The sequence below is a fragment of the Ruania albidiflava DSM 18029 genome, from assembly GCF_000421225.1.
GTDB classification, from domain to species: domain Bacteria; phylum Actinomycetota; class Actinomycetes; order Actinomycetales; family Beutenbergiaceae; genus Ruania; species Ruania albidiflava.
Window position 1 is genome coordinate 87232 of sequence record NZ_ATWL01000007.1, and the last position, 26130, is coordinate 113361.

Here is a 26130-nt window from a genome sequence, read left to right on the forward strand (position 1 = left end):
ACCGTGAGCAGCGAGCACAGGTCCGGCGACGTCGCGGACGTCGCCGACGACCTCGCTAATGCGGGCGGTGCCGAAGATGTTGTGGCGGGAACCGGGGCTGGCCGTGTCGCCGCTGTGCGGCGCAGCTACGTGGTGCTGGTGCTGGTCACCGGCGTGCTCGGCACGTTCGCCTCGCTGGAGCTGATGCTGGACCACATCCGCATCCTCGCCGACCCGGACTTCACCCCTGCCTGCGACATCAACCCGCTGATCGGTTGCGGCATCTTCCTGGAGAGCTGGCAGGCGAAGGTGTTCGGCATCCCGAACCCGGTGCTCGGCCTGCTCACCTTCCCGGTGGTGCTCACCACCGGGGTGCTGCTCGCCAGCCGGGTGGCGCTGCCGCGCTGGTACTGGCGGTGCCTGCTGGCCGGCGCCACTCTCGGTATCGCGTTCGTCACCTGGCTGCAGGTCGTGGCGATCACCCAGATCGGTGCGCTGTGCCCGTACTGCCTGGTGGTCTGGGCCGTGGTGATCCCGTTCTTCGTGCACACTGTGGCCGCGACCATGGCGGGCGGTGCGCTGCCGGCCGGGGAGGGGCTGCGCTCCTTCGTGACCAAGAACGCCTGGTTGATCACCGCACTGTGGTACCTGCTCGTGGTTGCCGGGGCGCTCCTCGGGCTCGGTGACGCCTGGCTCACGGTGTTCTGATGGCAGATGTGCACGGCCGGTCCTGCCACGGGCTGGCGCTCCTTCCCGGTGCCCGGTGCCACCACCGGGAGGTCGGACCTGCTGAGGCGATCTCCCTGGAGGAGGTGGACCTGCCGGAGTCAGTGGTCACCCAGGACTACCTGAAGGCGATCTACAACTTGGGCGAGTGGGGTGAGCCGGGTGCCACCGCCTCCGAGCTCGCCGCGCGGCTGGGTGTCGGTGCGCCGACAGTGACCGAGAACGTGCAGCGGCTCGCCGCCGCCGGCCTGGTCCACTACCAGCCCTACCGGCGGGTCACCCTCACTGACGCCGGGCAGCTGGCAGCGTTGGCGATGGTGCGCCGGCACCGGTTGATCGAGACCTACCTGGCCCTCGCGCTGGACTACCGCTGGGACGAGGTGCACGAGGACGCCGAACGTCTGGAGCACTCCGCATCCCCGCTGCTGATGCGCCGGATGGACACACACCTCGGCGCGCCGCTGCGGGACCCGCACGGTGACCCGATCCCCCAGCTGGACGGGCGGGTGGTCACCCCACCAGCGCACCGCCTGGACGACGTTCCCCCGGGTGTGCGGGTGCGGATCGCCCGGATCAGCGATACCGAGCCAGACCTGCTGCGCGAGATCACCGGTGCCGGGCTCGGCCTGGACGACGAGCTGGCCGCCGGGGACGGCACGCTGAGCGCGGCGGCGACTGGTGCGGTCTGGGTGGTGGCGGACTAGCGCTCAGCGGCGCTCTGCACTCTCGGTCGGATGCGGTGCCGGTCGCAAAGCGAGCGCTTGCCGACTGCGTTCTTCGTGCGTATGGTCGAAGTGACGGGCGGCACCGAAGCCGCTCCGAGGGAAATGGGGAGTGTCATGGTCGACAGTGTGAAGACCCGCCTCTCGTCAGTTGTTGCGGTCCTTCTTTTCGGGGTTGGCGCGGTGGTCGTCACCTCCAGTGCGGCGCAGGCCGACATGCCGGACTGCGGCGTGTATCCGGCGACTCCGTCGCCGGCTACGAGCGTCATCACGTTCAAATCGACTACGACGTGCGGCTCCACGCCAGAGGCGGCGTACGCACAGGCGAAGCTCGAGGGGGCCGCGACGAAATTGGCACCGGCGGCCACCTCCAGTTCCGGTACGACGACTCTTGTCTCGTCTTCTTCTAGGTCCTGCACGGTATCGGGATCGTACCGGACTTACGGCTGGGGCAACGATATCTACACGAATGTCGAGGAGCGGGCGAGCATGTACACGTATATTTCGTGCTGAGTCTGCGTTGCGAACCCCGTTCTTGGGCCACTTCGGCGCGCTCGTATTTGTGATTGGCGTACTCGCGGGTTGTTCGATCACGCGGGGTGAACCTGAGCCTAGCGTTCCAGCGCCGTATACGGGTGGGCCGATCTCTGAGGCGGAGTATGTGCGGATCGTAGCCTCGATTCGCGAGTGCATGATCCGCGAGGGTTATGAGGTTGGTCCGGTGGAGATGCGTCCCGATGGAATCTCGTACGGTTTTGCCGTTACCGGTGGCGCTCCCGGCGATATGTCCGCGCATGACGATCGGTTAGCGTGCGAGGCGAATTTCAACCTGCCACAAGCCGAGGTGGCGTATGTGAATCAGCACACGTTGACCGGTGCAGAACGTGAGCGCACCTTTGCGGAGTTTGTGGCGTGCATGGACGAGGCGGGCTTCCCTGGCGTGACGTCCAGTGACACGATCCAGGGGATCAACGAGCGAGTCGTGGCCACACAGGGGTCGGCGAAGTTCGATGAGGGTGTGATCTGTCTGGACCAGTACGGCGGGCGACTATATGGGGCGAACCGATAGTGCGGCGTGCGGGGCGGGGCTACCTGATGCTGGTGGGTGTGCTCGTGATCGGCGCGGTCGTCGCCACCTGGGTGCTGGTTCGTGGTAGTGCAAGCGACCTGAAGGAGCTGACCCCGCAGGATCGTGCGGTCCTGGTTCCCGTGCAGGAGACCACGGTGGACTTCTCCGCACCGGCGACCCTGTCGGCCCAGGTGGCCCCGGGACGGAGCATCCCTGCGCCGCCGCTGGCCGGCACGGTCACCGGGGTCGAGGTGGCGCCGGGCGATGTGCTCAGCGGCGAGGAGAAGCTCTACGCGGTCGATGGTGTGCCGGTGGTGGCCTACTCCGACGAGGGAGTGCTGTTCCGCCCGCTGAGTCGCGGCGATCGCGGTCCGGACGTCGCCACCGCACAACGTTTCCTGAACAGCCTGCTCGATGCCGATCTGGACGATGATGGCGTGTTCGGCACCACCACCCGGTCCGCGGTACAGGACTACGAGCGCCGGATCGGCGTCCAGGACCCCACCGGTGTTCTCGATCCCGGATGGTTCGCACACCTGCCCACTGAGTCGTTCGAGGTCGCTGAGGTGGACGTCCAGGCCGGGGCACCCGCTCCGGCCGCCGGTCAGCCGGTGGCCACCGGTACCGCGTCCCTGGCGGATGTCACGATGACCAGCGCCTCCGCCGGCCCGGCCGGCGAGTATGAGCTGCTGGTGCGGGGTGAGGCGGTGCCGGTGGAGCGCGCCGAGGACGGCAGCTGGCAGGTGACCGATCTGGACGCCGCAGCATCGGTGGTGCTCGCCGATGCCGGTGCCGTCGACCAGGTGTCTGTCACCGGGCAGGTCCGGTTGCTCGACGGACAGGCGGGCCAGGCGGTGCCAGCGGCCGCCATCATCACCGACTCGACCGATAGCACCTGTGTGGCAGCGACGACCTCGAGCACCATCGATGGCGCGTCTGACCTTGCCGTGGTGGAGGTGCTCGGCAGCTCTGTCGACGGCCTGGCACAGCTTCGCCCCACGCTCCCCGAGGGCGCGCGTGTGCTGGTGAACCCTGTGCCCGTGCTCGGAGACGTGACATGTCCCTCGAGCTGACGGGCATCTCCGTGCGCTACCGGGGCGCGGTGCGTCCGGTGCTCTCCGACTGGGACCTGCGGGTGCCGGCCGGGGAGTCGGTGGCCTTGATCGGTCCTTCGGGGGCGGGGAAGTCCACGGCACTGGCGGTGGCCGGGCTGTTGCTGGCACCGGACGCTGGGCAGGTGCGGATCGCCGGACAGGTGCGCACCACCCGGGATGCGGCGCTCGTGCTCGGCCAGGAGGTGGGTTTGGTGCTGCAGAGCGTGAACCTGCTACCGGCTAGATCTGCTGTGGACAACGTGATGCTGCCCGCGCTGGTCAGCGGCGGCACGCGTGCTCGAGCCCGGCCCCGAGCAGTCGACCTGCTGGCCTCGGTGGGGATCACCGAGCCGGAACAGCGCGCCCGCACCCTGTCCGGCGGGCAGGCGCAGCGCGTGGGGGTCGCACGGGCGCTGATGGTCGCCCCCGCCGTGCTGATCGCCGACGAACCGACCGCCAACCTGGACCTGGTCACCGGCCGGGAGATCGCGCGCGCACTGCTGCGGGCAGCCGAAGGCACCACAGTGCTGCTGGCCACCCATGATCCCGAGGTTGCCGCGATGGCCGACCGGGTGGTCGAGCTGCGACCGGCCACCGACCACGCTGCCAGGGACGGCACCGATCCGGAGCAGCGCCGTGTGGCGTCCTGACCAGCTCCTCGGTGAGGCGCTGCGCAACCTCGGCACGGCGCACCGCATCCTCGGCGTGGTGATCGCGCTCGTGCTCGCCGGCGTGAGCGGGTACGTCATCGTCCAGGCCGACCGGGCGCTCAACCAGGAGGAGCAGCTCCGGGCAGCCGGATCGCTGGTGTGGGTGGCCACCGCGACCGACGAGACCGTCCCGCTCTCCGGAGCTGTATGCACCCGGGCGGGTGCTTGGCCGGGCGTGGCGGCGGCCGGAGGGCTGGCGGTGCGCTCACCCGGACCGTTGTATGCCTACCACGGGGGCCTGGAGCTCCCCGTCCAGGCGGTGACACCCGGAGCGGTCCAGGTGTTCCTCCCCGAAGCACCGTGGGCCATGCCGACCGTCGGCGGCGAGCTGGTCCAGACCGGCCAGGTCGGGGCAGGGCAGTGGCTGCTGGCCGCGGACGGGAGCAGAGCGGTGCGCCCCGAGCACCAGGTGGAGCAGGCACCAGTGAGCGTCCTCACCTCCAACGTCACCACAATGGTCCTGGCCGACACACCGGTCAGCACCTGCTGGGTGCGGATGCAGCCCGGAGCCGTGTCGGCCGGAGGTGATGTGCTCGCGGCCGCGTTCCCGGGTGGGACCGCGACCATCGCCCGTTTCCTGCCGGAGGCCACCGGGGTGCTCACGCCTGCGCAGCAGTGGCAGGCGGCACTCGCCCTGCAGCCGTGGCTCATCGGCGCCCTGATGATCACCGCCGCCGTGCTGCTGGTGTCCTGGTCGCGGCGGAGTCAGCTCGCTGTCTACCGCACGTTCGGCACGCCACGAACCGTAGTCATGGTCATGCTCGCCGCGGAGCTGGTGCTCATTGCCCTCCCCGCCGGCGCAGCAGCGGCGCTGGCGGCGACCATCACCGCCGCCGCCACCGGGGTACCCCTCCAGGTGCTGGGCATCGCGGCACGCTACGCCGCGGCCGCGCTGCTGATCGGGACGGCTGCCAGCACCCTGCTGGCCGCCACCCTGCTGCGCGGCAGCCTGACCGAGACCCTCCGGGACCGCTAGCCCCCGCGCGGTGCGGCGGCGATCTGCGCCGCCAGGTGGCCGGCCCCGTAGCCGTTGTCGATGTTTACTACCGCGACCCCCGGCGCGCAGGCGTTCAGCATCGTCAGCAGCGGGGCGATCCCACCGAAGGCCGCCCCGTAGCCGACCGAGGTGGGCAGCGCCACCACCGGTACCTCCACCAGCCCGGCGACCACTGAAGGCAGCGCACCGTCCATGCCCGCGGCCACGATGATCGCATCCGCGTCACGCAGGTCCTCCATCCGCGCGAGCAGCCGGTGCAGCCCGGCCACCCCGACGTCGGCGACCAGCTCGCTGCGGCGGCCCAGGTAGCGGGCACTCAGCTGCGCCTCCCGAGCCACCGGCAGGTCGGAGGTGCCCGCGGTCAGGGTGAGCACCAGGCCGCCGGTCGGCGGTGGCGGATCCGCCGGCCAGGCGAGCAGCCGGGCGTCCGGGTGATGCACTGCGTCCGGTAGCACTGCGAGCACAGCAGTGGCCTGCTCGGCACGGGCCCGGGTGAACAGGGTGCTGCACGCACCGCCGGTCTCACGCAGCTGGGTGGCGATCGCGGTGAGCTGCTCGATGGACTTGCCCTCGCAGTAGACCGCCTCCGGGTAGCCGCGGCGGCGGTACCGGCCGGTGTCCAGGTTCGCCACGCCGTCGATGCCGGGCCGCTGACTGGTCATGACACCGGCTTGGGCACCGGCGTGCCGGGGGCACCGGTGCGGCCGGCGTTCAGGATCGACATGGTGAACGCCCCGGACTGGATACCGCGCAGGTCCACTGCTGCGAAGCGGAAGCCGGCACCGGTGACCAGCTCGTGGATCGCCGACCGCAGCGCCGGCGTCGCGGCCCGCTCGATCTCCTCGGGTACCAGCTCGATCCGGGCGATCTGGTCGTGGTGGCGCACCCGGGAGTCACTGAAGCCCAGGCGCCTGAGCCCGGCCTCCACCTCCTCCACCTGGTGCAGCTTCTCCGGGGTCACCTCGTGACCGTGCGGGATGCGGGAGGCCAGGCACGGTGCGGCCGGCTTGTCCGCGCACGGCAGTGCCATCGCCCGGGCGATCTGGCGCACCACCGCCTTGCTGGCACCAGCCTCGGCCAGCGGGCGCAGCACCCGGTGGTTCGTCGCCGCCCGGGCACCAGGCCGGTCCGGGCGGCGGGCGTCGTCGGCGTTCTCCCCATAGGCGACCGCCGCCAGCGCGTGCTCAGTGACCACCTCGTCGGAGATGCGGGTGAACAGCTCGTCCTTGCAGAAGAAGCACCGGTCCACATCGTTGGCGCGGTACCCGGTACTGTCCTGCTCGTGTGTGGCCACCTCCACCACCCGGGCGCCGATCACCGCCGCCACCTCGTGCGCCGCAGCACGCTCGTCAGCGGCCAGGCTGGGCGAGATGCCCAGGATCGCCACCACCTGCTCAGGTCCCAGCTCGGCCACCGCCAGGGCGAGCAGCACCGCCGAGTCCACCCCGCCGGAGTAGGCAACCCCCACCCGGCCGGCCCCGGCCATCGCCGCCCGAGCGCGGGCGGCGATGGCCGCTGCGTCCGGTTCGAGCCCGGCCAGGGCCTCGCGCAGGCTGCTGCTCACCGGCGGAGTGGTCATCAGACTCAGTCCAGCTTCGTCTCGCTACGGTCAGCGGACCACTCGGTGTGGAACGTGCCCTCAGCGTCGGTTCGCTGGTAGGTGTGCGCACCGAAGTAGTCCCGCTGCCCCTGGATCAGCGCCGCAGGCAGACGCTGCGCGCGCACCTGGTCCAGATAGGCCAGCGCAGCCGCGAACCCAGGCACTGGCACCCCTGCCTGCATGGCCGTGCCGATCGCCCGCCGTGCGCCCTCGTTCGCCTCGGCGATGCCGTCGATGATGCTCGGTGCGGCGAGCAGCGTGGGCAGGTTGTGCCCGGCGTACTCCGCGCGGATCCGCTCCAGCAGGCGGGCCCGGATGATGCAGCCGGCCCGCCACAGGGAGGCCACCGACGCCACGTCGATGTTCCAGTCGTAGGTCAGGCTCGCAGTGCGGATCAGGTCCAGCCCCTGGGCGTAGGCGACCACCTTCGCCGTCCACAGCGCCTTGCGCACGTCCTCCACCAGCTGGGCGCGGTCCGCCGGGTCGAAGGAGTGTGCCGGCCCGGGCACGTGCTCCTGCCCAGCGGCACGCAGGTCCGCGTGCCCGGAGACCGAGCGTGCGAACACGGACTCGGCGATCGTGTTCACCGGAACGCCCAGCTCCAGAGCGATCTGCACCGTCCACCGGCCGGTGCCCTTCTGCCCTGCGGAGTCGGCGATCACGTCCACCAGCGCCTTCCCGGTCTTCGCATCCACCTGGTCCAGCACCTCGGAGGTGATCTCGATCAGGTAGGAGTCCAGGTCGCCGGTGTTCCACTGGCGGAACGTCGCGGAGATCTCCTCGATGCTCAGTCCTGCAGATCGCAGCACGTCGTAGGCCTCGGCGATGAACTCCATGTCGGCGTACTCGATGCCGTTGTGCACCATCTTCACGAAGTGCCCGGCACCGTCGGGGCCGATGTGTGCGCAGCACGGCTCGCCGTCGTACTTGGCGGAGATGTCCTCCAGCAGCGGGCCGATCGCCTTGTACCCCTCGGCAGACCCACCGGGCATGATCGAGGGCCCGTTCAGCGCACCCTCCTCACCACCGGAGATGCCCACGCCGAAGAAGTGCAGGCCCTTCTCCCGCAGTGCGGCCTCCCGCCGGCGGGTGTCCTCGTAGTGCGCGTTCCCGCCGTCCACCACGATGTCGCCCGGCTCGAGCAGCTCGGCCAGGGCGTCGATCGTGGCGTCGGTGCCCTTGCCGGCCTGCACCATGATCACCACCCGGCGCGGGCGCTCCAGGCTGGCGACGAAGTCGGCGAGCTCAGTGGCCGGCACGAAACCCTCGTCACCGTAGGCAGCCATCAGCTCCTCGGTGCGGGCCGCGGTGCGGTTGTACACCGCCACCGTGTAGCCGTGGTGGGCGAAGTTGCGGGCCAGGTTGCGGCCCATCACCGCGAGGCCGACAACGCCGACCTGGGCGGTGGCTGCAGGGGTGCTGGTCATAGGTGGTCCTTCCGGATCGGTCCGTTCAAGGCTTGTCGGTACGCCCCGATCGTGCCAGGTTGGCACTCCGCGGTGCGCGGCTGTCTCATCGGCGCGGGTCAGGGGATGGCCGCCGGGGCACGGCGACCAACCAGGTTCGGGGAGGCGTCATAGACGGCGGCGATCGTCTCGACGAGCGCCAGTCCGGCTGCCGGGCCGATCCAGAACGGGTCGGCCTCGCCCAGGCGGGTGTAGAAGTCGTCGATGAGTAGGCGGTGCGAGTCGCCCCAGTAGGAGCGTCCCACGTTGCCCGGCACAGCTGCGGCCACAGTCTCGGTGCGGCCATCGGTCCAGGTCACCGTCAGGTTTCCAGCCATGACGGCGGTGGCTCGCTCGGCGTGCACGGTCAGGCTGACTGGGGCGTTCAGCGGGTAGGTGTTCGTGGCGAACAGCGTGGACCCCGCGCCACCGGCATGGCGGAGCACGAGCTCGGCGGTGTCCTCCACCTCGATCGCCTCGGCCAACGCGTAGGTGGCGGCGTGCCCGCGCACCTCCTCGGCGGGTCCGAGCAGCCAGAGCAGCAGGTCCAGGGTGTGGATCGCCTGGTTCATCATGACCCCTCCGCCGGCCCCGGCCCAGGTGCCGCGCCACGGGCGAGCCTGGTAGTAGGCGGCGGTGCGGTGCCAGTTCACGTCCGCCTTGGCGGCGTGCACCTGCCCCAGCGCGCCGGTGGTGACCAGCTCGTGCAACCGCTGGTTCGGCGGGTTGTACCGGTTCTGCAGCACCACCCCGGTGCGCACCCCGCTCGCTGCGGCTGCCTCGGCAGCCGCAGCGAGCTGCCTCGCCTGGGCGACCGAGGCAGCCAGCGGCTTCTCCACGAGCAGGTGAGCTCCGCCGTCGAGCACATCGAGAGCGACCGGCAGGTGCTCGGCGTGCGGGGTGCACACGTGCACCACATCGGGGTGGGTGGCAGAGAGCAGCTCGGTGTGGTCGGTGAACGCGGGCACGCCCAGGGCACCAGCCACCTCCTCAGCCCGCTCCGCCACTGTGTCGCACACCCCCACCACCGGGATGTCCAGACGGGTGAGCGCATCGACGTGGATCGCGGAGATGTCGCCGCAGCCGACGATGGCGGCTGTAGGCCTGCTCGTGCCGGTCATGAGTAGGCGATCTTCTCCTCGTCGAGGATGGCGGTGAAGGCCCGGTGCGCCTCGCTGAACAGGTTCGGTCCGGAGAACCCGCCGAACGTGCCGACGGCGCTCAGGTGCGGCTCCAGGGAGAAGAACCCGTCGAACCCGTCGGCGGCCAGTGCCCGCATCGTCTCCCGCACCTGGCCGTCGCCGGCGCCGGCGGGCACCACGGTGCCATCGGCCAGTAGCGCATCTTTGATCTGCACGTACTCCAGGTGCTCCCGCAGCAGCTCGTAGCCCTCGCTGAACGGGCGCACGCCCACCTGCACGAAGTTCGCCGCGTCCCAGGCCAGGCGCAGGTGCGGGTTGTCCACGCTGGTGACCAGGTCGGCGCACCGTGCCGGGACGTCGCCGTAGATGCCCTTCTCGTTCTCGTGCACCAGCACCAGGTCTGCCTCAGCGGCGATGGTGGCCAGGGCGTCCATCCGGCGCAGCACCTCGTCGCGCACGCTGGTCGGGTCCTGGTTGCCGGTGAAGAAGGAGAAGATGCGGATGTAGCCGGTGTCCAGTGCCTGGGCCACGTCCACCGCCCGGCGCATCCGGTCGGTGTGCGGGCCGAAGTCCTCCTCGATGCCGATCTTGCCGATCGGGGAGCCGATGGCCGAGACCTGCAGCCCGGCTGCGGACAACGTGCTGCGCACCTCCTCGACCTGGGCGTCGGTCAGGTCGAGGACGTTCGTGTCCCAGGCGCTGCGGAACTCCAGGTAGTTCAGCCCCAGCTGGGTGATGGTGGCGACCTGGAGATCGAGGTCGGGGTCGATTTCATCGGCGAATCCGGACAGTGTCCACATGCTGCCCAGCCAACGCCTGCACCGTCCTGCCGGGCAAGCGGTTGCCGCTTGTTGCAGCCTCGGGGCCGGGTGCGCAGTGTGCGCCGGGCTGGCCGCTGCGTGGCGCGGATAGTCTGGCTGGTATGCCTGAGCCGGACCCGGATGCCACCCCTGCGGTGACCATCTATGACGTCGCCCGTGCGGCCGGTGTGGCACCCTCCACTGTGTCCCGGGCCTTCTCCCGGCCCGGGCGGGTGAACGCCGAGACCGGGGAGCGGATCCGGCAGATCGCTGCGCAGCTGGGCTACCGGGCCAGACCCCAGGCGCGGGCCACTTCGCCGACGCGTTCCTCGATGCTCGCTGTGGTGCTGGCCGACCTGGCGAACCCGGTGTTCTACGAGCTGGTCCGTGGCGCCGGGTCGGCGTGCGAGGCTGCCGGGTACACGATGATGCTGGCCGAGACCGCGGAGTCGGCGGTGCGGGAGCGGGCCACGCTGGAGCGGGCGCTGGAGTCGGTGGACGGGCTGGTGCTCACCGCTTCCCGGATCTCTGACTCGGCCATCCGGCAGGTGGCGAAGGTCAAGCCGGTGGTGGTGGTCAACCGGGTGGTGCCGGGGGTGCCGTCGGTGGTGATCGACGTGGAGCGGGGCACGTTCCGGAGCGTGCAGCACCTGGTGGAGCTCGGCCACGAGACGGTCACCTACCTGTCCGGTCCGGAGGCGTCCTGGGCGGACGGGATGCGCTGGCGCGGGTTGCGCCGGGCCGCTGAGGAGCTCGGTGTGCGGATCCGGCGCACCGGTCCGTTCGCGCCCACGGTGAACGGCGGGGTGCAGGCGGCAGCGACCTGGGCGCAGCACCGCAGCAGCGCCGTGGTGGCCTACAACGACCTGGTCGCCATCGGCTTCATCCGCGGGGCGGGTCGGCTCGGGGTGAGCGTGCCGGGGGAGGTGTCGGTGGTCGGCTTCGACAACAGCGCCATGGCCGAGCTGGTCAGCCCGGAGCTGACCACTGTGGCGGCGCCGTTGCACGCGCTCGGGCGAACTGCTGCGCAGAACGTGCTGGCGATGGTCGGCGGGGCGCGCTCGCAGGCCCCCGAGCCGATGCAGCTGCCCACCCGCCTGGTGGTGCGGGAGACCACAGCGCCGGTCGCCGGCTGAGACCTGACGGGCCAGGGCAACAGGCGGCAACGTGTTGCCACAGCGCGCGGGAACCGGTTTCGTGGGCGGCGTGTCGACTTCAACCCCTGCTCTGGAACTGCACCCTGACCGGCTGCTGCCGGCCGACCCGACCCGTCGCGGCGTCGCGCGGTCGCTGTACCAGTCGGTCAAGGACCTGCCGATCATCTCCCCGCACGGGCACGTGCCACCGGCCTGGATCGCCGATGACACCCCGTTCCGCGACCCGACCTCGCTGCTGATCACCCCGGACCACTACATCAACCGGATGCTGCACGCGCACGGCATCCCGCTCAGCGACCTGGGCGTGGGCCGCGGCCCGCTGGACGAGGCGGACGCCCGCGCCGCCTTCCGGGCGCTCTGCGAGCACTGGTCGGCCTACCGGGGCACGCCGGTCCGGTACTGGCTGGAGGAGGAGCTCGGCGGCATCTTCGGGGTGCAGGTCCGCCCCAGCGCAGCGACTGCCGACCAGATCTACGACCAGATCGCCGATCGGCTCGCGCAGCCCGACTTCCGGCCGCGGGCCCTGATGAAGACGTTCAACATCGACGTGCTCGCCACCACCGACGATCCGTGCGACGACCTGTCCGAGCACGCCCGCCTGGCCGCCGACCCGACCTTCGACCACCGGGTGGTGCCCACCTTCCGTCCGGACAAGTACCTGGACGCTGCCCTGCCGGACTGGAACGCCGACGTCGACCGTCTCGGTGCGGTCTCCGGCGAGGACACCTCCACCTACGCCGGTTTCGTCGCCGCGCTGGAGAACCGGCGCCGCTACTTCATCGAGCACGGGGCGGTCTCGGCCGACCACGGCGTGATCGATGCCGTCGCCCTGGACCTCGACGACGGCGAAGCCTCCCGGCTCTTCTCCGCCGCCCGGGCGGGCACGGCCACCGAGGAGCAGACCACGGCACTGCGGCAGCACATGCTCACCGAGATGGCACGGATGTCCTGCGAGGACGGTCTGGTCATGACCATCCACCCCGGCGTGCGGCGCAACCACCACACCGAGACGTTCCGCACCTATGGTCCGGATGTCGGCTGCGACATCCCGATCGCCGTGGAGTACACCGACTCCCTGCGTCCGCTGCTGGACGCCTACGGCACCCACCCGAACCTGCACCTGGTGCTGTTCACCATCGACGAGACCGTCTACTCCCGCGAGCTCGCACCGCTGGCCGGGTTCTACCCGTCGGTGTACGTAGGCGTGCCGTGGTGGTTCATCGACGCTCCGGAGGCGATCCGCCGGTTCCGGTCCGCGGTGACCGAGACCGCCGGGTTCTCCCGGACCTCCGGATTCATCGACGACACCCGCGCGTTCTGCTCCATCCCGGCCCGGCACGACATGAGCCGCCGCCTGGATGCGGGCTACCTCTCCGAGCTGGTGGTCGAGCACCGGTTGGCCGAGGACGAGGCGCACGAGGCCATCTACGACCTGGTGGTCACCAACCCCACCACCGTGTTCAAGCTCTGAGGAGAGAAGTGACCCAGCGACTGTGCCGCGGACTGCCCGGTACGCCAGAGACTGCCGCCCCGGTGCGGATCGTCCACCTCGGGGTGGGCAACTTCCACCGCGCCCACCAGGCCTGGTACACCCAGCACGCCCCGGACGCCGCGGACTGGGGGATCGCCGCCTTCACCGGCCGCCGCCCGGACCAGGCCGAGGCGCTCGCACCGCAGGGCGGCCTGTACTCCCTGATCACCAAGGGTGCCGACGGCGACCAGGTGGAGGTGATCTCCTCGATCGTGGCCGTGCACGCCGCCAGCGAGCACGAGACCTACCTGGCGTACCTGGCCAGGCCGAGCACCGCCGTCGTGAGCATGACGGTGACCGAGCACGGCTACCGCCGCGACGCCGACGGGCACCTGGACACCTCCGCTGCGGACGTGGCCACCGACGTGGCCGCGCTGCGGGCGGACCCGCGCGCGGTGGTGACGTCGATGCCGATGCGGCTGCTCGCCGGGCTGCTCGCCCGCCGGGAGGCCGGTGCCGGGGCGCTGACCATCCTGCCGTGCGACAACCTGCCGGACAACGGGGAGGTCACCCGCACCCTGGTGCTGGACGCCGCCCGAGCCGTGGACGCCTCGCTCGTGGGCTGGGTGGAGGAGCACGTGGAGTTCGCCACCTCGATGGTGGACCGGATCACGCCGGCCACCACCGACGCCGACCGGGAGCTCGTGCGTGAGCGGATCGGCTACGAGGACGCCTCCCCGGTGCCCACCGAACCGTTCGCCGAGTGGGTGGTCAGCGGGCAGTTCCCTGCCGGGCGACCCGCATGGGAGGACGCCGGCGTGCAGTTCGTGGCCGACGTGGCCCCGCACGAGCGCCGCAAGCTGTGGCTGCTGAACGGCTCGCACTCCCAGCTGGCCTACGTAGGCAGCGTGCGCGGGCACGAGACCATCGACGCCGCGATCGCCGACCCCGCCTGCCGCAGCTGGGTGGAGCAGTTCTGGGACGAGGCACAACGCGGGCTCGGGCTGCCGGAGCAGGAGGTGGCCGCCTACCGAGCGGCGCTGCTGGACCGGTACGCGAACCCGCGGGTGCGGCACCTGCTCGCGCAGATCGCCATGGACGGCTCGCAGAAGCTGCCGGTGCGTACCCTGCCCGCGGTGAACGCCGAGCGCGCTGCCGGGCGGGTGCCCACCGGGGGAGCGACCACGCTCGCCGGCTGGGTGCTGCACCTGCGCGGTGTCGGTGCCCCGGTGAACGACGCCGGTGCCGGGCCCGCACAGGAGGCTGCGAACGCCGGGCCGGTGGCCGAGGTGGTGCCCGCGGTGCTGGAGACGCTGCAGCCCGGCCTCGGTGACGACGCGGACCTGGTGGCCGCCGTAGTAGCCCAAGCGGAAGCCATCCCCCTCCCGCAAGGTCACTAGAACCCGGGCACCCGTGCCCGCTTCTTATTGACATTGCGGACGGTGGGCCGGGTTGTCCACAGGGGGTCGCCGCTCGGTCGGCGCGCACCGGCAGGCTGGGGTTGTGGTCACTGAGACGGTGCCGGCCTCCCGGCGAGCGTGGCGGCGGGCTCGCGCCCGGGAGCTCGCTGCGCCGTTCGGCGGTCTGGTGCACCGCCGAGACCTGCGCGCTGCGGGGATCGGCCGGGACGAGGTGCGCAGCGAGCTCCGCGGCCAGCGGTGGACGGCGCTGGGCCGGCACACGATCGGCATCGACACCGCGCTGGTGCCCCAGGACTGGCCTGCGCGAGCCGCGTGGGCGGTGTGGGAGACCGGCTCCGGGGCGGTGCTCGACGGCGTCTCCGCACTGCTGGCCGCCGGGCTGGAGAACTACACCGAGGACCAGATCGTGGTCGCCGTGCCGCGGGGTACCTGCCCGGTGCGGCTGCCCGGTGTACGGGTGCGCAGCCACCGGGTGATCACCCCGGCGCCGGTGCCCGGACTGCCGCGGCTGGCCGTCGAGGCCGCAGTGGTGAACGCGACCACGTGGGCGGTCAGCGAGCGGCAGGCCGCGCTGATCGTCATCCTCGCCGTACAGCAGCGGCTGACCACCGCCGAGCGACTGACCGCAGAGGTGCACAGTCGGCGCCGGGTCCGCCGCCGCGCCTTCCTGCGTGACCTGCTCCGGGAGGTCGGTGGCGGGGTGCAGGCGCTCGGCGAGCTGGACTTTGCCCGGTTGTGCCGCCAGCACGGCCTGCCGGAGCCCTCCCGGCAGCGGGTGTGCCGGGCCCCGCGCGGGCGGATCTACCTGGACGTGTGGTGGGAAAGGCTGTCGGTCGGGGTGGAGATCGACGGGGTGCAGCACCAGCAGGGGTTGAACCCGGTGGAGGATGCCCTGCGGGACAACGAGGTGCGCCTGCGCGGAGGGCCGGTGCTGCGGATCCCCTCTCTGGCCCTGCTCACCGACCCGGGGGTGTTCATGGGGCAGGTGCGGGAGCTGCTGACCCGCGCGGCCATAGCTCGGTAGCTCGCCGCCGCTGCCGGCTCGCAAGGTCACGTGGATCCGGGCACGGGTGCCCGCTTCTTATTGACCTTGCGGGGGAGGGGGAGTGGTGCCGGTCACAGCGGGAATACCTCCAGCCGGCATGCGTTGCACGGTGCAGAACTTCATGCAAACGCATACACTTTGGAAGGTGAACAGGATGCAGTTCGGAGTCTTCACCATCGGTGACGTCACACCCGACCCCACCACGGGCCGCGTGCCGACCGAGCACGAGCGGATCCAGGCGATGGTGGCCATCGCGAAGAAGGCCGAGGACGTGGGCCTGGACGTGTTCGCCACTGGGGAGCACCACAACCCGCCGTTCGTGCCCAGCTCGCCGACCACGATGCTCGGCTACGTGGCCGCCCAGACCGAGCGGATCCTCCTGTCCACCGCCACCACGCTGATCACCACCAACGACCCGGTCAAGATCGCCGAGGACTACGCGATGCTCCAGCACCTGGCCGACGGTCGGGTGGACCTGATGCTCGGGCGTGGCAACACCGCCCCGGTGTACCCCTGGTTCGGCAAGGACATCCGCCAGGGCCTGCCGCTGACCGTGGAGAACTATCAGCTGCTGCGCAAGCTCTGGGACGAGGAGGTGGTGGACTGGGAGGGCCGGTTCCGCACCCCTCTGCAGGGTTTCACCGCCACCCCGCGGCCGCTGGACGGGGTGCCCCCGTTCGTCTGGCACGGCTCGATCCGCACCCCGCAGATCGCCGAGCTGGCCGCCCGCTACGGGGACGGCTTCTTCGCCAACAACATCTTCTGGCCGAAGGAGCACTTCCAGGCGCTCATCGGCCTGTACCGGGAACGCTACGAGCACTACGGGCACGGCAGCGCCGACCAGGCGATCGTCGGCCTCGGCGGGCAGATCTTCATGCGGAAGAACTCCCAGGACGCGGTGCGTGAGTTCCGCCCGTACTTCGACAACGCCCCGGTGTACGGGCACGGGCCGAGCCTGGAGGAGTTCACCGACGCCACCCCGCTGACCGTCGGCAGCCCGCAGGAGGTCATCGACAAGACGCTCACGTTCGCCGAGTCCTTCGGCCACTACCAGCGCCAGCTGTTCCTGCTGGACCACGCCGGCCTGCCGACCACGACCGTGCTCGAACAGCTCGACCTGCTCGGCGAGATCCTGCCCACGCTGCGCGCCGAGTTCGACAAGAACCGCCCCGCGCACGTCCCGGACGGTCCCACCCACGCCGCCCGGGTGGCGGCCGCCGGCGGTCCGGTGGACCTCACGCCGCAGGTGGAGATCGACCTGCACTCCGGCAGCGCAGTGCGCCGGTGACCGACGGGATGCGGACCCCGAGGAGGTTGCGATGAGTGCACGCAGCGCTGCCCAGGCCTGGGAGTCGCTGTTCCGGGCGCAGGTGCACCTGATGCGTCAGTTCGAGGCGGCGAAGGACTTCCACCCGCTGACCTCACGGGAGTACGACGTGCTGTTCACCCTCTCCGGGAGCGAGGCACCGATGCGGTTGCGGGACCTGAACGCGCACGTGCTGCTCAGCCAGCCGAGCCTGTCCCGGATGGTCGACCGGCTCGCCGCGGCCGGTCTGGTACAGCGCAGCACCGCTGACGACGACGGACGCGGCGTGCTCGTCTGCCTCACCGGGGCAGGGGCGCAGCTGCAGAAGGAGATCGGCCGCCGGCACGTGCGCAGCATCGCCGCGCTGGTCGACCCGGTGCTCACCGAGGAGGAGCAGGCCGTGCTCACCACGCTGACCGGAAAGCTGAAGGGTGCGGCCCGTGGTGCAGCACCACGGGCCGCCCGGGGCACAGGAGAGAAGGAGAGATGACCGACCTGACCAGCACCACGGGTGCCATCGACGTGGTGGCGGTCAGCGGGGGAGTGGGCTTCCCGTCCAGCACCCGTCGGCTGACCGACGCCCTGTTCGCTGCGGTGCAGCAGGCCGCCGCCGTGCAGCAGGTGGCGGTGGCCGCCCGCACCGTGGAGGTGCGTGACCTGGCCGTGGACGTAGCGAACGCGACCGTGGCCGGACTGCCCTCGCCGGAGCTGGACCAGGCGCTCGCCGCGATCGAGCGTGCCGACCTGGTGATCACCGCCAGCCCGGTCTTCCGCGGGTCCTACGCCGGCATCTTCAAGTCCCTGTGGGACATGGTGGACCCGGTGGCGATGCGCGGCAAGCCCGTGCTGCTCGGCGCCACCGGTGGCAGCACCCGGCACCAGCTGATGATCGATCAGACGATGCGGCCGCTGTTCGCCTACTTCGGGGCGTTGATCGTGCCGACCGCGGTCTACGCGGCCACCGAGGACGTGGACCTGGGACCGAAGCGGGCACCGGAGCTGGCCCGGCGGATCGAGCAGGCCGGCGCAGACGCGGTTCGGATGCTGCCCGCGGCTCGGACCACCCAGCCGCACTGACCCCCTAAGGCGAAATTGCTCGTCGATCCGGTCACGCTCAGTAGCCAGATCGACGAGCAATTTCGCCTCTCGGGGTCAGTCGCCGGCTGCGGCGCGGAACATCCAGGCGTGCTTGTCCAGCCCGGTGGCGACCTCGATGATGATGTCCTGGCTGAGCAGGTCCGCCTCCAGGTCCTCCAGGGTGGCCTTCATCCGGTCGCTGGCGGCCTGCAGCCGGTCTTCGAACTGGCGGATCACCTTGTCGGTGGCCAGCGTCCCGCCGTCGAGCTTGTCCACCTCGGAGCTGGAGGCCACGGTGTCGGCGCGCCCGTCCGGTGGGGTGCCCATCGCGGCCATCCGCTCGGCTACCGTGTCCGACCAGGTGCGCAGGTCCGCGATCACCTCGTCCAGCTGCAGATGGACGGACCGGAAGTGCGGTCCGTAGATGTTCCAGTGCGCTTGCTTGCCCTGCAGGGCAAGGTCGACCAGGTCGACGAGGGCAGCCTGCAGGTGGTTGGTGACAGTCTGGTCGGTCACAACGATCTCCTTCTCGTCCCGAGCACGATGGCGGGGGCGTGCCCGCCCCATGTACTGAGCCTATGCCGCCACCTGCCTGCTCGCCCGGTGAGCGGTGTGTGCTGCGCTACGCTGGACGGGCTCGCCCGAGCTGTACCTGCGCGCGCCCGCGCTGGGCCCGGCGCGCCCGTGCGCCGCACCCGAGCCGCGAGCGGCCGCCCGTCCTTGTCGAGGAATCTGATGACTGAACCTGTTGCTGCCACCGCGACCCCCGCCGTCGACCAGCCGGCGCACCGGTACACCGCCGAGCTCGCCGGCCGGATCGAGCAGCACTGGCAGGACCGGTGGGAGGCCGAGGGCACCTTCCACGCCCCGAACCCGGTGGGTGACCTGGCGGACGGACAGGTGCGGCCGGAGAAGTTCTACCTGCTGGACATGTTCCCCTACCCGTCGGGCAAGGGGCTGCACGTCGGGCACCCGCTCGGCTACATCGCCACCGACGTGGTCGGCCGGTTCAAGCGGATGACCGGCTCGAACGTGCTGCACGCCCTGGGCTTCGACGCGTTCGGCCTGCCCGCCGAGCAGTACGCCGTGCAGACCGGGCAGCACCCGCGCACCACCACCGAGGAGAACATCGCCACGATGCGCCGGCAGCTGCGCCGGATGGGGCTGGCGCACGACGACCGACGCACCTTCGCCACCACCGACCCGGAGTTCGTGCGCTGGACGCAGTGGATCTTCCTGCAGATCTACAACTCCTGGTTCGACCCCGATGCCCCCCGTCGGGACGGGCGTGGTACCGGTGCCGCCCGCCCGATCGCCGAGCTGGTCGCCCAGCTCGCCGACGGCCGCCGCCCGACCCCGGACGGACGGCCCTGGGCCGAGCTGACCCCGGCGGAGCAGGAGGAGCTGCTCGGCAGCTACCGGCTCGCCTACGTGGCCGACGTGCCGGTCAACTGGTGCCCCGGCTTGGGCACTGTGCTGGCGAACGAGGAGGTCACCGCCGAGGGGCGCAGCGAACGCGGCAACTTCCCGGTGTTCCAGCGCAACCTGCGGCAGTGGATGATGCGGATCACCGCCTACGGCGACCGGTTGGTGGACGACCTGGACCTGCTGGACTGGCCGGAGAAGGTCAAGGCGATGCAGCGCAACTGGATCGGCCGCTCCGAAGGTGCCCAGGTGCGCTTCACGCTGGGGGAGGGCACGGGAGGGGCGAGCTCCGCCGTCGAGGTGTTCACCACCCGGCCGGACACGCTGTTCGGTGCCACCTTCATGGTGCTCGCCCCGGAGAACCCGGTGATCGACGACCTGGTGCCGGCCACCTGGCCGGAGGGCACCAAGGAGGCCTGGACCGGCGGGGCGCCCACTCCCGGCCAGGCGCTGGCCGCCTACCGGGAGGCCGCTGCGGCGAAGACCGATCTGGAGCGGCAGGCCGAAGGGCGGGAGAAGACCGGTGTGTTCACCGGTGTGTATGCCACCAACCCCGTGAACGGGGCACGGCTGCCGGTGTTCGTGGCGGACTATGTGCTCAGCGGGTACGGCACCGGCGCGATCATGGCGGTGCCGGCTGAGGACGAGCGCGACTTCGCCTTCGCCACCACCTACGACCTGCCAGTGGTGCGCACGGTGCAGCCGCCAGAGGACTTCACCGGCGGTGCCTACACCGGCGACGGGCCCACCATCAACTCCGCCAACGACGAGATCTCCCTGGACGGCCTGGAGCAGGAGGAGGCCAAGGCGCTGATCACCGACTGGCTGGCCGAGCGCGGCGAGGCTCGCCCCACCGTCACCTACCGGCTGCGGGACTGGCTGTTCTCCCGGCAGCGGTACTGGGGTGAACCGTTCCCCGTGGTCTACGACAGCGACGACCGCCCGGTGGCGATCCCGGACGAGCTGCTGCCGGTGGAGCTGCCGGAGGTGCCGGACTTCTCCCCGCGCACCTACGCCGAGGACGACGCCGACTCCACCCCGGAGCCGCCGCTGGCGCGCGCCGAGGAGTGGGTGAACGTCACCCTGGACCTGGGGGAGGGGCCGAAGACCTACCGCCGGGACACCAACACCATGCCCAACTGGGCAGGCTCCTGCTGGTACGAGCTGCGCTACCTGGACCCCAGCAACGCCGAGGCGTTCGTGGACCCGGAGAACGAGAAGTACTGGATGGGACCGCGTACCGGTGCGGACGGTCTGCCCGGGTCCGGTGGTGCCGACCTGTACGTGGGTGGGGTGGAGCACGCGGTGCTGCACCTGCTCTACGCCCGGTTCTGGCACAAGGTGCTCTACGACCTGGGGCACACCTCCAGCCTGGAACCGTTCCACAAGCTGTTCAACCAGGGCTACATCCAGGCCTACGCCTACACCGACTCCCGCGGGGTGTACGTGCCCGCCGAGGAGGTCGTCGAGCACATCGATGACGACGGCGAGTCCACCTTCACCCACCAGGGCACCCCGGTCCGGCGCGAGTACGGCAAGATGGGCAAGTCCCTGAAGAACATGGTCACCCCGGACGAGATGTATGCCGCCTACGGCGCCGACACCTTCCGGGTGTACGAGATGAGCATGGGTCCGCTGGACGTCTCGCGGCCGTGGGACACCCGCGCGGTGGTCGGTGCGCAGCGGTTCCTGCAGCGGCTCTGGCGCAACGTGGTGGACGAGGACACCGGCCAGGTCACCGTGGTCGACGAACCCGCCGACACCGAGACCGCCCGACTGGTGGCCCGCACGGTGGACGAGGTGCGCACCGAGATGGCCGCGATGCGCCCGAACACCGCGATCGCCCGGCTGATCGTGCTGAACAACCACCTCACCGGGATCGAGGCGGTGCCGCGGGAAGCGATCGAGCCGCTGGTGCTGATGGTCGCCCCGGTCGCCCCGCACATCGCCGAAGAGCTCTGGTCCCGGCTCGGGCACCCCCACTCCCTCGCCTACGAGCCGTTCCCGGAGGCTGACCCGGCGCTGCTGGTCGCTGAGACCGTCACCTGCGTGGTGCAGGTCAAGGGCAAGGTGCGCGACCGGCTGGAGGTCTCCCCGAGTGCCACCGAGGAGGAGCTGCGCGAGGCGGCCCTGGCGGCACCGGGGGTGCAGCGGGCACTGGACGGGGCCCCGGTGCGCAAGGTGATCGTGCGGGCACCGAAGCTGGTGAACATCGTCCCAGGGAGCTGACCGATGTGTGGTTAGGATGAGCCGGATGTACCCGACGCCGACCATCCCCCTCGCAGAGCACGCCCGCAGGGCCCGGCTGACCGGCCTCTGGGCTGCCGGCACGGGGCTGGCGGCGCTGCTGCTCGTGGCAGTGCTGGCGGGCACCACCTTCGGCCTCGTCCGTGTCGGGGACCAGCTCACCGGCCCGTCCGACGGCGGGATGTTCCACGGTGGCGAGGTGTTCTTCGCCTGGGCGGTGACGAACGCGCTCGCCGTGGTGGGCATCGTGCTGCTCGGTGTGGCCGCCCTGGTGCTGGACATCGTCATGCTCACCAAGCTCCGCGCCCTACGAGCTGCGGGGGCTGCGACGGCCGTGACCCGTCCGCTGGAGGTGGCCGTCCTGACCGGCAGCGGCCTGGTCTCCACACCGGTGGGACTGCTGCTCCTGCTGGTCCCGAACATCGTCTTGGGACCCGGAGCAGCGACCCACGCGGTCCTGGTGGTGCTGCTGGCGCTGATGCTCCTGGTGCCGATCGTGGGTCGGATCGTCGAGGGGGTGCTCTCCCGGCGGCTGCCCAGGGACGTCACCGGGCACGGGGTCGGTGCCCGGCCCCACGCACCCTCGGTGCCGCGATGAGCCCGCCGATGCGCACCGCGGACTGAGACAGCGGCGCTCCGGCAACGCTGCTGCCCGGTTGTCCCCAGCCCACCCCAGGGCCGTAGGCAGCCTCCCGCATGCTGTCCCTACGGTGCGGGAGTGACTGCGCAGCGCCCTCGAGACCGGCTCCGGCGGTTGCGGCTGGCCGCCTACGCCCCGGAGGCCTCCGGGGCGGCCGAGCCGAGCGGTGACGGCGCACGCCACCGTGCTGCCGCCGGGGAGGGGGCCCGGCGGCACGTCACCTGGGCGATCCGTCCCGCTGTGCTCGCCCGGGTGGGGCTGGCCGTCGTGCTGCTCGGGGCGCTGGTCGCCGGGGGCGTGCTGCTCACCGGGGTGCTGACCGCTCCGGCAGACCCTACGGAACCCGCCGAACCCACGTTGCCGTTGCCGCAGGCCTCGCCCACGTCGGCCGGTGACGGCGCAGCCGCACCGTCGGCCGGGCCGGTCGCCACTGCGCAGGTCGTGCTGGTGCACGTGGCTGGAGCCGTCACCGCACCGGGACTGGTGCAGCTGCAGCCTGGCGACCGGGTCGCCGACGCCATCGACGCAGCCGGCGGCGCCGTGCCGGCAGCAGACCTGGACCGGGTCAACCTGGCCGCCCCGGTGGCCGACGGCGAGCGGCTGTACGTGCCCGCTGCCGGGGAGACACCGCCCGCCGTGCCCGGCGCACCGGCTGGTGCCGGTGAGGCCGCTACGGCCGGAGGCTCCGCCGTCGTGAACGTGAACACGGCGGACAGCCAGGAGCTGGAGACACTCCCCGGGATCGGCCCGGCACGAGCTGCCGACATCATCGCCCACCGGGAGCAGGAGGGCCCGTTCCAGAGCGTGGCGGACCTGCTCCAGGTGCCGGGTATCGGCCCTGCCACGCTGGACCGGCTCCGGGACCAGGTGAGCGTGTGAGCACGCACCAGGCACAACCGGATCCGTGGTCCGGACCAGGGCAGCCCACCGCTGTCCCGGCGGCAGGTCTGGACCTGCGGCTGGTGCCCGCCGCCGTGCTGGCATGGCTGGTCTGCGGTGTGGGCATCGGGCTGGTCGCAGACGCCGTCTGGGTCGGGGTGCTCCTGCTGCTGCTGGTCGCCGCTGGGCTGCTGCGCCGGCTGCGGCGGAGGGTGCGGGCCCGGCACCGGCAGGCAGGTGACGAAGCGCTCGCGGCCTGGGTGCTGGCACTGCTGCTCGCCGCGGCACTGCTGGCCACGGTCGCGGTGCGCGGTGCCGACCGGGCCGACCAGGTGCGCGCGCTGGACGGTACCGAGGCGAGCGTGACGCTCCGGGTGCAGCGCGAGGCGCGCCCGCACGAGGACGGTGCACTCGCGGACGCGTTGCTGCTGGCCGTGGACGGGCGAGGAGGCACGCTGCGCACTCCGGTGCTGGTGCTCGCCGATGCGGCCTGGCTCGAGCTGCCCTTCGGTGCGCGCGTACAGACCCAGGCACGGCTGGCCGGCACCGGACCGGGAGAGGACCGCACGTTCCTGGTGTTCCCCGAGACGGTCGAGCGTGTGCAGGAGCCGGTCGGCTGGCGGGCGCCGGTGGCGCAGATCCGGGCCGGGCTGGCCGAGCTGTGCGCAGAGTTCCCGCCGGCCGGTCGCGGACTGGTGCCGGGTATCGCCCTCGGAGACACCCGCGCCCTGCCGGCAGCACTGGCCGCAGACATGCGCACCACCGGCCTGACCCACCTGACTGCCATCTCCGGGGCGCACGTGGCCCTGCTGCTCGCCGTGCTCATGGTGCTGCTGCTGTGGGCACCCAGGTGGCTGCGGGCAGGAGCCGGTGCGGTAGCGCTGGTGGCGTTCGTGGCGCTGGTGCGGCCCGAGGGCAGTGTGCTGCGCGCCGCGGTGATGGGCGGGGTGCTGCTCCTGGGGCTCGCGCTGCGCCGGCCCCGGTCCGGGCTGCCAGCGCTGTGCGTGGCGGCGGTCGTGCTGCTCGCCGCCGACCCGTGGATCAGTCGCTCCTACGGGTTCGCCCTGTCCGTGGCGGCCACTGCCGGACTGCTGCTCCTGGCCCCACCGTTGAGCGCTCGGCTGTCTGCTTGGCTGCCCCGACCGTTGGCGCTGGCGATCGCGATCCCGGTGGCCGCCCAGCTGGTCTGCCTCCCGGTGCTGGTGCTGCTGCAACCTCGGCTACCGGTCTACGGTGTGCTCGCGAACATCCTGGCTGCACCTGTGGTGCCCCCGGCGACGGTGCTCGGCGTGGGTGCGGCGCTGCTCGCACCGGTGGCACCGGGACCGGCGTTGGTCTGTGCGCAGGCCGCGTCCTGGTGCGCGGAGTGGATCGCCGTGGTGGCGCGAGCGTGCGCGGCGCTGCCCGGGGCCGGGTAGGGGACGCGCGGTCCGGGTCGGGCCCGGACGCTGGGCCAATCCGGGTCGGGTAGGGGTGCTCGGCAGTGGGCGCCGGGTGGCGGCCGGGTGCCAGGGTGTCCTCGGTCCGTGGCAGGCTAGGGCCGTGCCTCCCTCCCGTCGCCGACCCGCTCCCTCCGGACCCAGCTGGCGTGATGTGCCGCTCGCGCCGGTGGTGCTGGTGCGCGGCGGTGAAGGGCTGCTGGTGGACCGGGCCGCCAACCGCCTGGCTGCCCTCGCGAAGGAGCACGCCGCCACCGCCCAAGGGCTGCCTGCGGCGAGCGTGGAGATCGAGACTACCGAGATCGAGGCGGCCGGCTACACCCGCGGGACGCTGGATGTGATCGCTAGCCCGTCACTGTTCGGGGAGCACCGGCACGTGGTGGTCAGCGGTGCTGAGGCGGCCTCGGACGCGTTCATCGAGGATGGTCTGGCCTACCTGACCACGGCTGGGCACGAGGTCGGCGACGTCACCCTGGTGATCCGGCACGAGAAGGGAGTGCGGGGGAAGAAGCTGCTCGACGCGATCGCCAAGGCCGGCTATCCGGTGGTCGTCTGCGACCAGGTCAAACGGGACTCCGACAAGCTCGACTTCGCCCGGGGCGAGCTCAAGGACGCGAGGCGCAGCGCCACCCCCGCCGCGGTGCAGGCCCTGGTGGAGGCGCTCGGCTCGGACCTGCGAGAGCTCGCCTCCGGCTGTGCGCAGCTGGTCGCGGACACCACGGGCACCATCACCCCCGACCTGGTGGACAAGTACTACGGCGGTCGGGTGGAGGCCACCGGTTTCCGGGTCGCCGATGCGGCCGTCGCGGGGCAGACCACCGAGGCGGTCACCCTGCTGCGGCACGCGCTGGAGACCGGGTTGGACCCGGTGCCGCTGGTGGCCGTGCTGGCGATGAAGCTGCGGGCGCTGGCGAAGGTGTCCACAGTGCGCGGCCGCGGCCACCCCGGCGACCTGGGCATGGCCCCGTGGCAGGTGGACCGGGCCCGGCGCGAGCTGCGCGGCTGGACCCCAGAGGGACTGGCCACGGCGATCACCGCCGTCGCCGACGCCGACGCGCAGGTCAAGGGTGAGTACCGGGACCCCCGGTTCGCCGTCGAACGGGCCGTGCTGCGCATCTGCGCCGCCCACGGCCCGCAGTAGCCGCTCGCGCCGACACCCGCGGACCCGCACCGCACCGCCGGGCGGTTGGCCACCTGTCTGAGGTGCGCGCGGCGATCGGAGGTCGTCCGGACCACCCGCAGACCGCCTGGCGGACCTCCGATGCCTGCGTGGCGGGACGCAAACGGCGCCGCACCCCGAGCAGGGGAGCGGCGCCGTCGTGCTCGGCTCAGAGAGCGGCGACCTGCTTGGCCAGCGCCGACTTACGGTTCGCGGCCTGGTTCTTGTGGATGACACCCTTGCTCACGGCCTTGTCCAGCTTGCGGGTGGCGGTCCGGAGGTTGGTCTCCGCCGCTTCCTTGTCACCAGCTGCGATCGACTCGCGCACCTTGCGCACCAGGGTCTTCAGCTCGGACTTGTACGCCTTGTTGCGCAGCCGGGCCTTCTCGTTGGTGCGGTTGCGCTTGATCTGGGACTTGATGTTTGCCACGTGTTGACTCTCTCGTGTGGTCGCTGGCGCGACGGGGCTCAATGACGTCGAAGAGGGCGGCCCATGACCTCAGGACCGGGCGTGGGGTGCCCTGTGGCGGGTCGATGGGTGGCCCAGCGGCGACGAAGCACGCCGTCGCAGGTCCAGCCG

Annotated in this window: 26 protein-coding genes; 19 read left to right on the top strand and 7 right to left on the bottom strand. The window is 71.4% G+C overall.

The window, feature by feature from the left end:
• Positions 1 to 3: 3 nt before the first annotated feature.
• From K338_RS0110095 to K338_RS0110125, 7 genes are all read left to right on the top strand, one after another.
• Positions 4 to 687 (top strand): vitamin K epoxide reductase family protein, encoded by a 684-nt coding sequence (locus K338_RS0110095; protein WP_022918054.1) that lies wholly within the window; start codon positions 4 to 6, stop codon positions 685 to 687.
• On the top strand, positions 687 to 1409 hold the full coding sequence (locus tag K338_RS21810) for a metal-dependent transcriptional regulator (RefSeq protein ID WP_022918055.1): 723 nt from the start codon (positions 687 to 689) through the stop codon (positions 1407 to 1409). The genes K338_RS0110095 and K338_RS21810 overlap by 1 nt, the downstream gene beginning before the upstream one ends.
• Positions 1410 to 1466: 57 nt before the next feature.
• A complete protein-coding gene (locus K338_RS0110105) occupies positions 1467 to 1940 on the top strand; it encodes a hypothetical protein (protein ID WP_157612346.1) in 474 nt (157 codons plus the stop codon).
• A 178-nt stretch (positions 1941 to 2118) separates the two neighbouring features.
• Positions 2119 to 2496, top strand: a complete 378-nt coding sequence (locus K338_RS0110110) for a hypothetical protein (protein ID WP_157612347.1) — start codon at positions 2119 to 2121, stop codon at positions 2494 to 2496.
• 38 nt (positions 2497 to 2534) lie between these two features.
• Entirely contained in the window at positions 2535 to 3569 is a 1035-nt protein-coding gene (locus K338_RS0110115) for a peptidoglycan-binding domain-containing protein (RefSeq protein ID WP_169579542.1), read from the top strand.
• Positions 3554 to 4240, top strand: coding sequence for an ABC transporter ATP-binding protein (locus tag K338_RS21815; protein ID WP_022918059.1), 687 nt, complete (start codon positions 3554 to 3556; stop codon positions 4238 to 4240). The genes K338_RS0110115 and K338_RS21815 overlap by 16 nt, the downstream gene beginning before the upstream one ends.
• Positions 4227 to 5276 carry a hypothetical protein gene (locus K338_RS0110125; RefSeq protein WP_022918060.1) on the top strand — a complete coding sequence of 350 codons (1050 nt, stop codon included), beginning with the start codon at positions 4227 to 4229 and terminating at the stop codon, positions 5274 to 5276. Before K338_RS21815 ends, K338_RS0110125 begins: the two co-directional genes overlap by 14 nt.
• Here the strand turns inward: K338_RS0110125 and larB are convergent.
• The 5 genes from larB to K338_RS0110150 form a co-directional block, all read right to left on the bottom strand.
• Complete coding sequence (larB, locus tag K338_RS0110130) at positions 5273 to 5959, bottom strand: nickel pincer cofactor biosynthesis protein LarB (RefSeq protein WP_022918061.1); 687 nt, start codon at positions 5957 to 5959, stop codon at positions 5273 to 5275. The genes K338_RS0110125 and larB overlap by 4 nt on opposite strands.
• Complete coding sequence (larE, locus tag K338_RS0110135; RefSeq protein WP_022918062.1) at positions 5956 to 6876, bottom strand: ATP-dependent sacrificial sulfur transferase LarE; 921 nt, start codon at positions 6874 to 6876, stop codon at positions 5956 to 5958. The genes larB and larE overlap by 4 nt, the downstream gene beginning before the upstream one ends.
• 5 nt (positions 6877 to 6881) lie before the next feature.
• Positions 6882 to 8324 carry an NADP-dependent phosphogluconate dehydrogenase gene (gene gndA / locus K338_RS0110140; RefSeq protein ID WP_022918063.1) on the bottom strand — a complete coding sequence of 481 codons (1443 nt, stop codon included), beginning with the start codon at positions 8322 to 8324 and terminating at the stop codon, positions 6882 to 6884.
• A gap of 98 nt (positions 8325 to 8422) precedes the next feature.
• Positions 8423 to 9463 (bottom strand): Gfo/Idh/MocA family protein, encoded by a 1041-nt coding sequence (locus K338_RS0110145; RefSeq protein ID WP_022918064.1) that lies wholly within the window; start codon positions 9461 to 9463, stop codon positions 8423 to 8425.
• Positions 9460 to 10284, bottom strand: a complete 825-nt coding sequence (locus K338_RS0110150; RefSeq protein WP_022918065.1) for a sugar phosphate isomerase/epimerase family protein — start codon at positions 10282 to 10284, stop codon at positions 9460 to 9462. The genes K338_RS0110145 and K338_RS0110150 overlap by 4 nt, the downstream gene beginning before the upstream one ends.
• A 122-nt stretch (positions 10285 to 10406) precedes the next feature.
• On the opposite strand from K338_RS0110150, the gene K338_RS0110155 reads away from it, so the two are divergent.
• From K338_RS0110155 to K338_RS21835, 7 genes are all read left to right on the top strand, one after another.
• Positions 10407 to 11420: a LacI family DNA-binding transcriptional regulator gene (locus tag K338_RS0110155; RefSeq protein ID WP_022918066.1), complete on the top strand. Its 1014-nt coding sequence runs from the start codon at positions 10407 to 10409 to the stop codon at positions 11418 to 11420.
• A gap of 70 nt (positions 11421 to 11490) precedes the next feature.
• Complete coding sequence (gene uxaC, locus K338_RS0110160) at positions 11491 to 12912, top strand: glucuronate isomerase (protein WP_040653578.1); 1422 nt, start codon at positions 11491 to 11493, stop codon at positions 12910 to 12912.
• Positions 12913 to 12920: 8 nt separating this feature from the next.
• On the top strand, positions 12921 to 14312 hold the full coding sequence (locus K338_RS0110165; RefSeq protein WP_022918068.1) for a mannitol dehydrogenase family protein: 1392 nt from the start codon (positions 12921 to 12923) through the stop codon (positions 14310 to 14312).
• 103 nt (positions 14313 to 14415) lie between these two features.
• Positions 14416 to 15357: a PDDEXK family nuclease gene (locus K338_RS21820; RefSeq protein ID WP_084480927.1), complete on the top strand. Its 942-nt coding sequence runs from the start codon at positions 14416 to 14418 to the stop codon at positions 15355 to 15357.
• Between the two features lie 175 nt (positions 15358 to 15532).
• The gene (locus K338_RS21825; RefSeq protein WP_022918069.1) at positions 15533 to 16666 is read left to right on the top strand and encodes an LLM class flavin-dependent oxidoreductase; all 1134 of its coding nucleotides are present in this window, start codon (positions 15533 to 15535) and stop codon (positions 16664 to 16666) included.
• A gap of 31 nt (positions 16667 to 16697) precedes the next feature.
• A complete protein-coding gene (locus K338_RS21830) occupies positions 16698 to 17174 on the top strand; it encodes a MarR family winged helix-turn-helix transcriptional regulator (protein WP_022918070.1) in 477 nt (158 codons plus the stop codon).
• Entirely contained in the window at positions 17171 to 17761 is a 591-nt protein-coding gene (locus K338_RS21835; RefSeq protein ID WP_022918071.1) for a CE1759 family FMN reductase, read from the top strand. Before K338_RS21830 ends, K338_RS21835 begins: the two co-directional genes overlap by 4 nt.
• 75 nt (positions 17762 to 17836) lie before the next feature.
• On the opposite strand, the gene K338_RS0110190 is transcribed toward K338_RS21835, so the two are convergent.
• A complete protein-coding gene (locus tag K338_RS0110190) occupies positions 17837 to 18277 on the bottom strand; it encodes a Dps family protein (RefSeq protein ID WP_022918072.1) in 441 nt (146 codons plus the stop codon).
• Positions 18278 to 18496: 219 nt separating this feature from the next.
• On the opposite strand from K338_RS0110190, the gene leuS reads away from it, so the two are divergent.
• From leuS to holA, 5 genes are all read left to right on the top strand, one after another.
• Positions 18497 to 21415 carry a leucine--tRNA ligase gene (leuS, locus tag K338_RS0110195; protein WP_022918073.1) on the top strand — a complete coding sequence of 973 codons (2919 nt, stop codon included), beginning with the start codon at positions 18497 to 18499 and terminating at the stop codon, positions 21413 to 21415.
• 25 nt (positions 21416 to 21440) lie between these two features.
• On the top strand, positions 21441 to 22031 hold the full coding sequence (locus tag K338_RS0110200; RefSeq protein WP_022918074.1) for a hypothetical protein: 591 nt from the start codon (positions 21441 to 21443) through the stop codon (positions 22029 to 22031).
• Between the two features lie 120 nt (positions 22032 to 22151).
• Entirely contained in the window at positions 22152 to 22952 is an 801-nt protein-coding gene (locus K338_RS0110205) for a ComEA family DNA-binding protein (protein WP_245542940.1), read from the top strand.
• Positions 22949 to 24370 carry a ComEC/Rec2 family competence protein gene (locus tag K338_RS21840; protein WP_022918076.1) on the top strand — a complete coding sequence of 474 codons (1422 nt, stop codon included), beginning with the start codon at positions 22949 to 22951 and terminating at the stop codon, positions 24368 to 24370. Before K338_RS0110205 ends, K338_RS21840 begins: the two co-directional genes overlap by 4 nt.
• A 124-nt stretch (positions 24371 to 24494) precedes the next feature.
• Positions 24495 to 25532, top strand: coding sequence for a DNA polymerase III subunit delta (gene holA / locus K338_RS0110215; RefSeq protein WP_027286693.1), 1038 nt, complete (start codon positions 24495 to 24497; stop codon positions 25530 to 25532).
• A gap of 187 nt (positions 25533 to 25719) precedes the next feature.
• Here the strand turns inward: holA and rpsT are convergent, their stop codons facing one another.
• Positions 25720 to 25980 carry a 30S ribosomal protein S20 gene (gene rpsT / locus K338_RS0110220; RefSeq protein ID WP_022918078.1) on the bottom strand — a complete coding sequence of 87 codons (261 nt, stop codon included), beginning with the start codon at positions 25978 to 25980 and terminating at the stop codon, positions 25720 to 25722.
• Between the last annotated feature and the right edge of the window lie 150 nt (positions 25981 to 26130).

Bases quoted from the DNA above. Each gene is read 5' to 3' on its own strand.
- leuS (WP_022918073.1), top strand. From the start codon at position 18,497: ATGACTGAACCTGTTGCTGCCACCGCGACCCCCGCCGTCGACCAGCCG.
- gndA (WP_022918063.1), bottom strand. From the start codon at position 8,324: ATGACCAGCACCCCTGCAGCCACCGCCCAGGTCGGCGTTGTCGGCCTC.
- K338_RS0110200 (WP_022918074.1), top strand. From the start codon at position 21,441: ATGTACCCGACGCCGACCATCCCCCTCGCAGAGCACGCCCGCAGGGCC.
- K338_RS21830 (WP_022918070.1), top strand. From the start codon at position 16,698: ATGAGTGCACGCAGCGCTGCCCAGGCCTGGGAGTCGCTGTTCCGGGCG.
- K338_RS0110145 (WP_022918064.1), bottom strand. From the start codon at position 9,463: ATGACCGGCACGAGCAGGCCTACAGCCGCCATCGTCGGCTGCGGCGAC.
- larB (WP_022918061.1), bottom strand. From the start codon at position 5,959: ATGACCAGTCAGCGGCCCGGCATCGACGGCGTGGCGAACCTGGACACC.
- K338_RS21825 (WP_022918069.1), top strand. From the start codon at position 15,533: ATGCAGTTCGGAGTCTTCACCATCGGTGACGTCACACCCGACCCCACC.
- K338_RS21810 (WP_022918055.1), top strand. From the start codon at position 687: ATGGCAGATGTGCACGGCCGGTCCTGCCACGGGCTGGCGCTCCTTCCC.
- K338_RS0110150 (WP_022918065.1), bottom strand. From the start codon at position 10,284: ATGTGGACACTGTCCGGATTCGCCGATGAAATCGACCCCGACCTCGAT.
- K338_RS21835 (WP_022918071.1), top strand. From the start codon at position 17,171: ATGACCGACCTGACCAGCACCACGGGTGCCATCGACGTGGTGGCGGTC.
- K338_RS21815 (WP_022918059.1), top strand. From the start codon at position 3,554: ATGTCCCTCGAGCTGACGGGCATCTCCGTGCGCTACCGGGGCGCGGTG.
- K338_RS0110110 (WP_157612347.1), top strand. From the start codon at position 2,119: ATGATCCGCGAGGGTTATGAGGTTGGTCCGGTGGAGATGCGTCCCGAT.
- larE (WP_022918062.1), bottom strand. From the start codon at position 6,876: ATGACCACTCCGCCGGTGAGCAGCAGCCTGCGCGAGGCCCTGGCCGGG.
- K338_RS0110155 (WP_022918066.1), top strand. From the start codon at position 10,407: ATGCCTGAGCCGGACCCGGATGCCACCCCTGCGGTGACCATCTATGAC.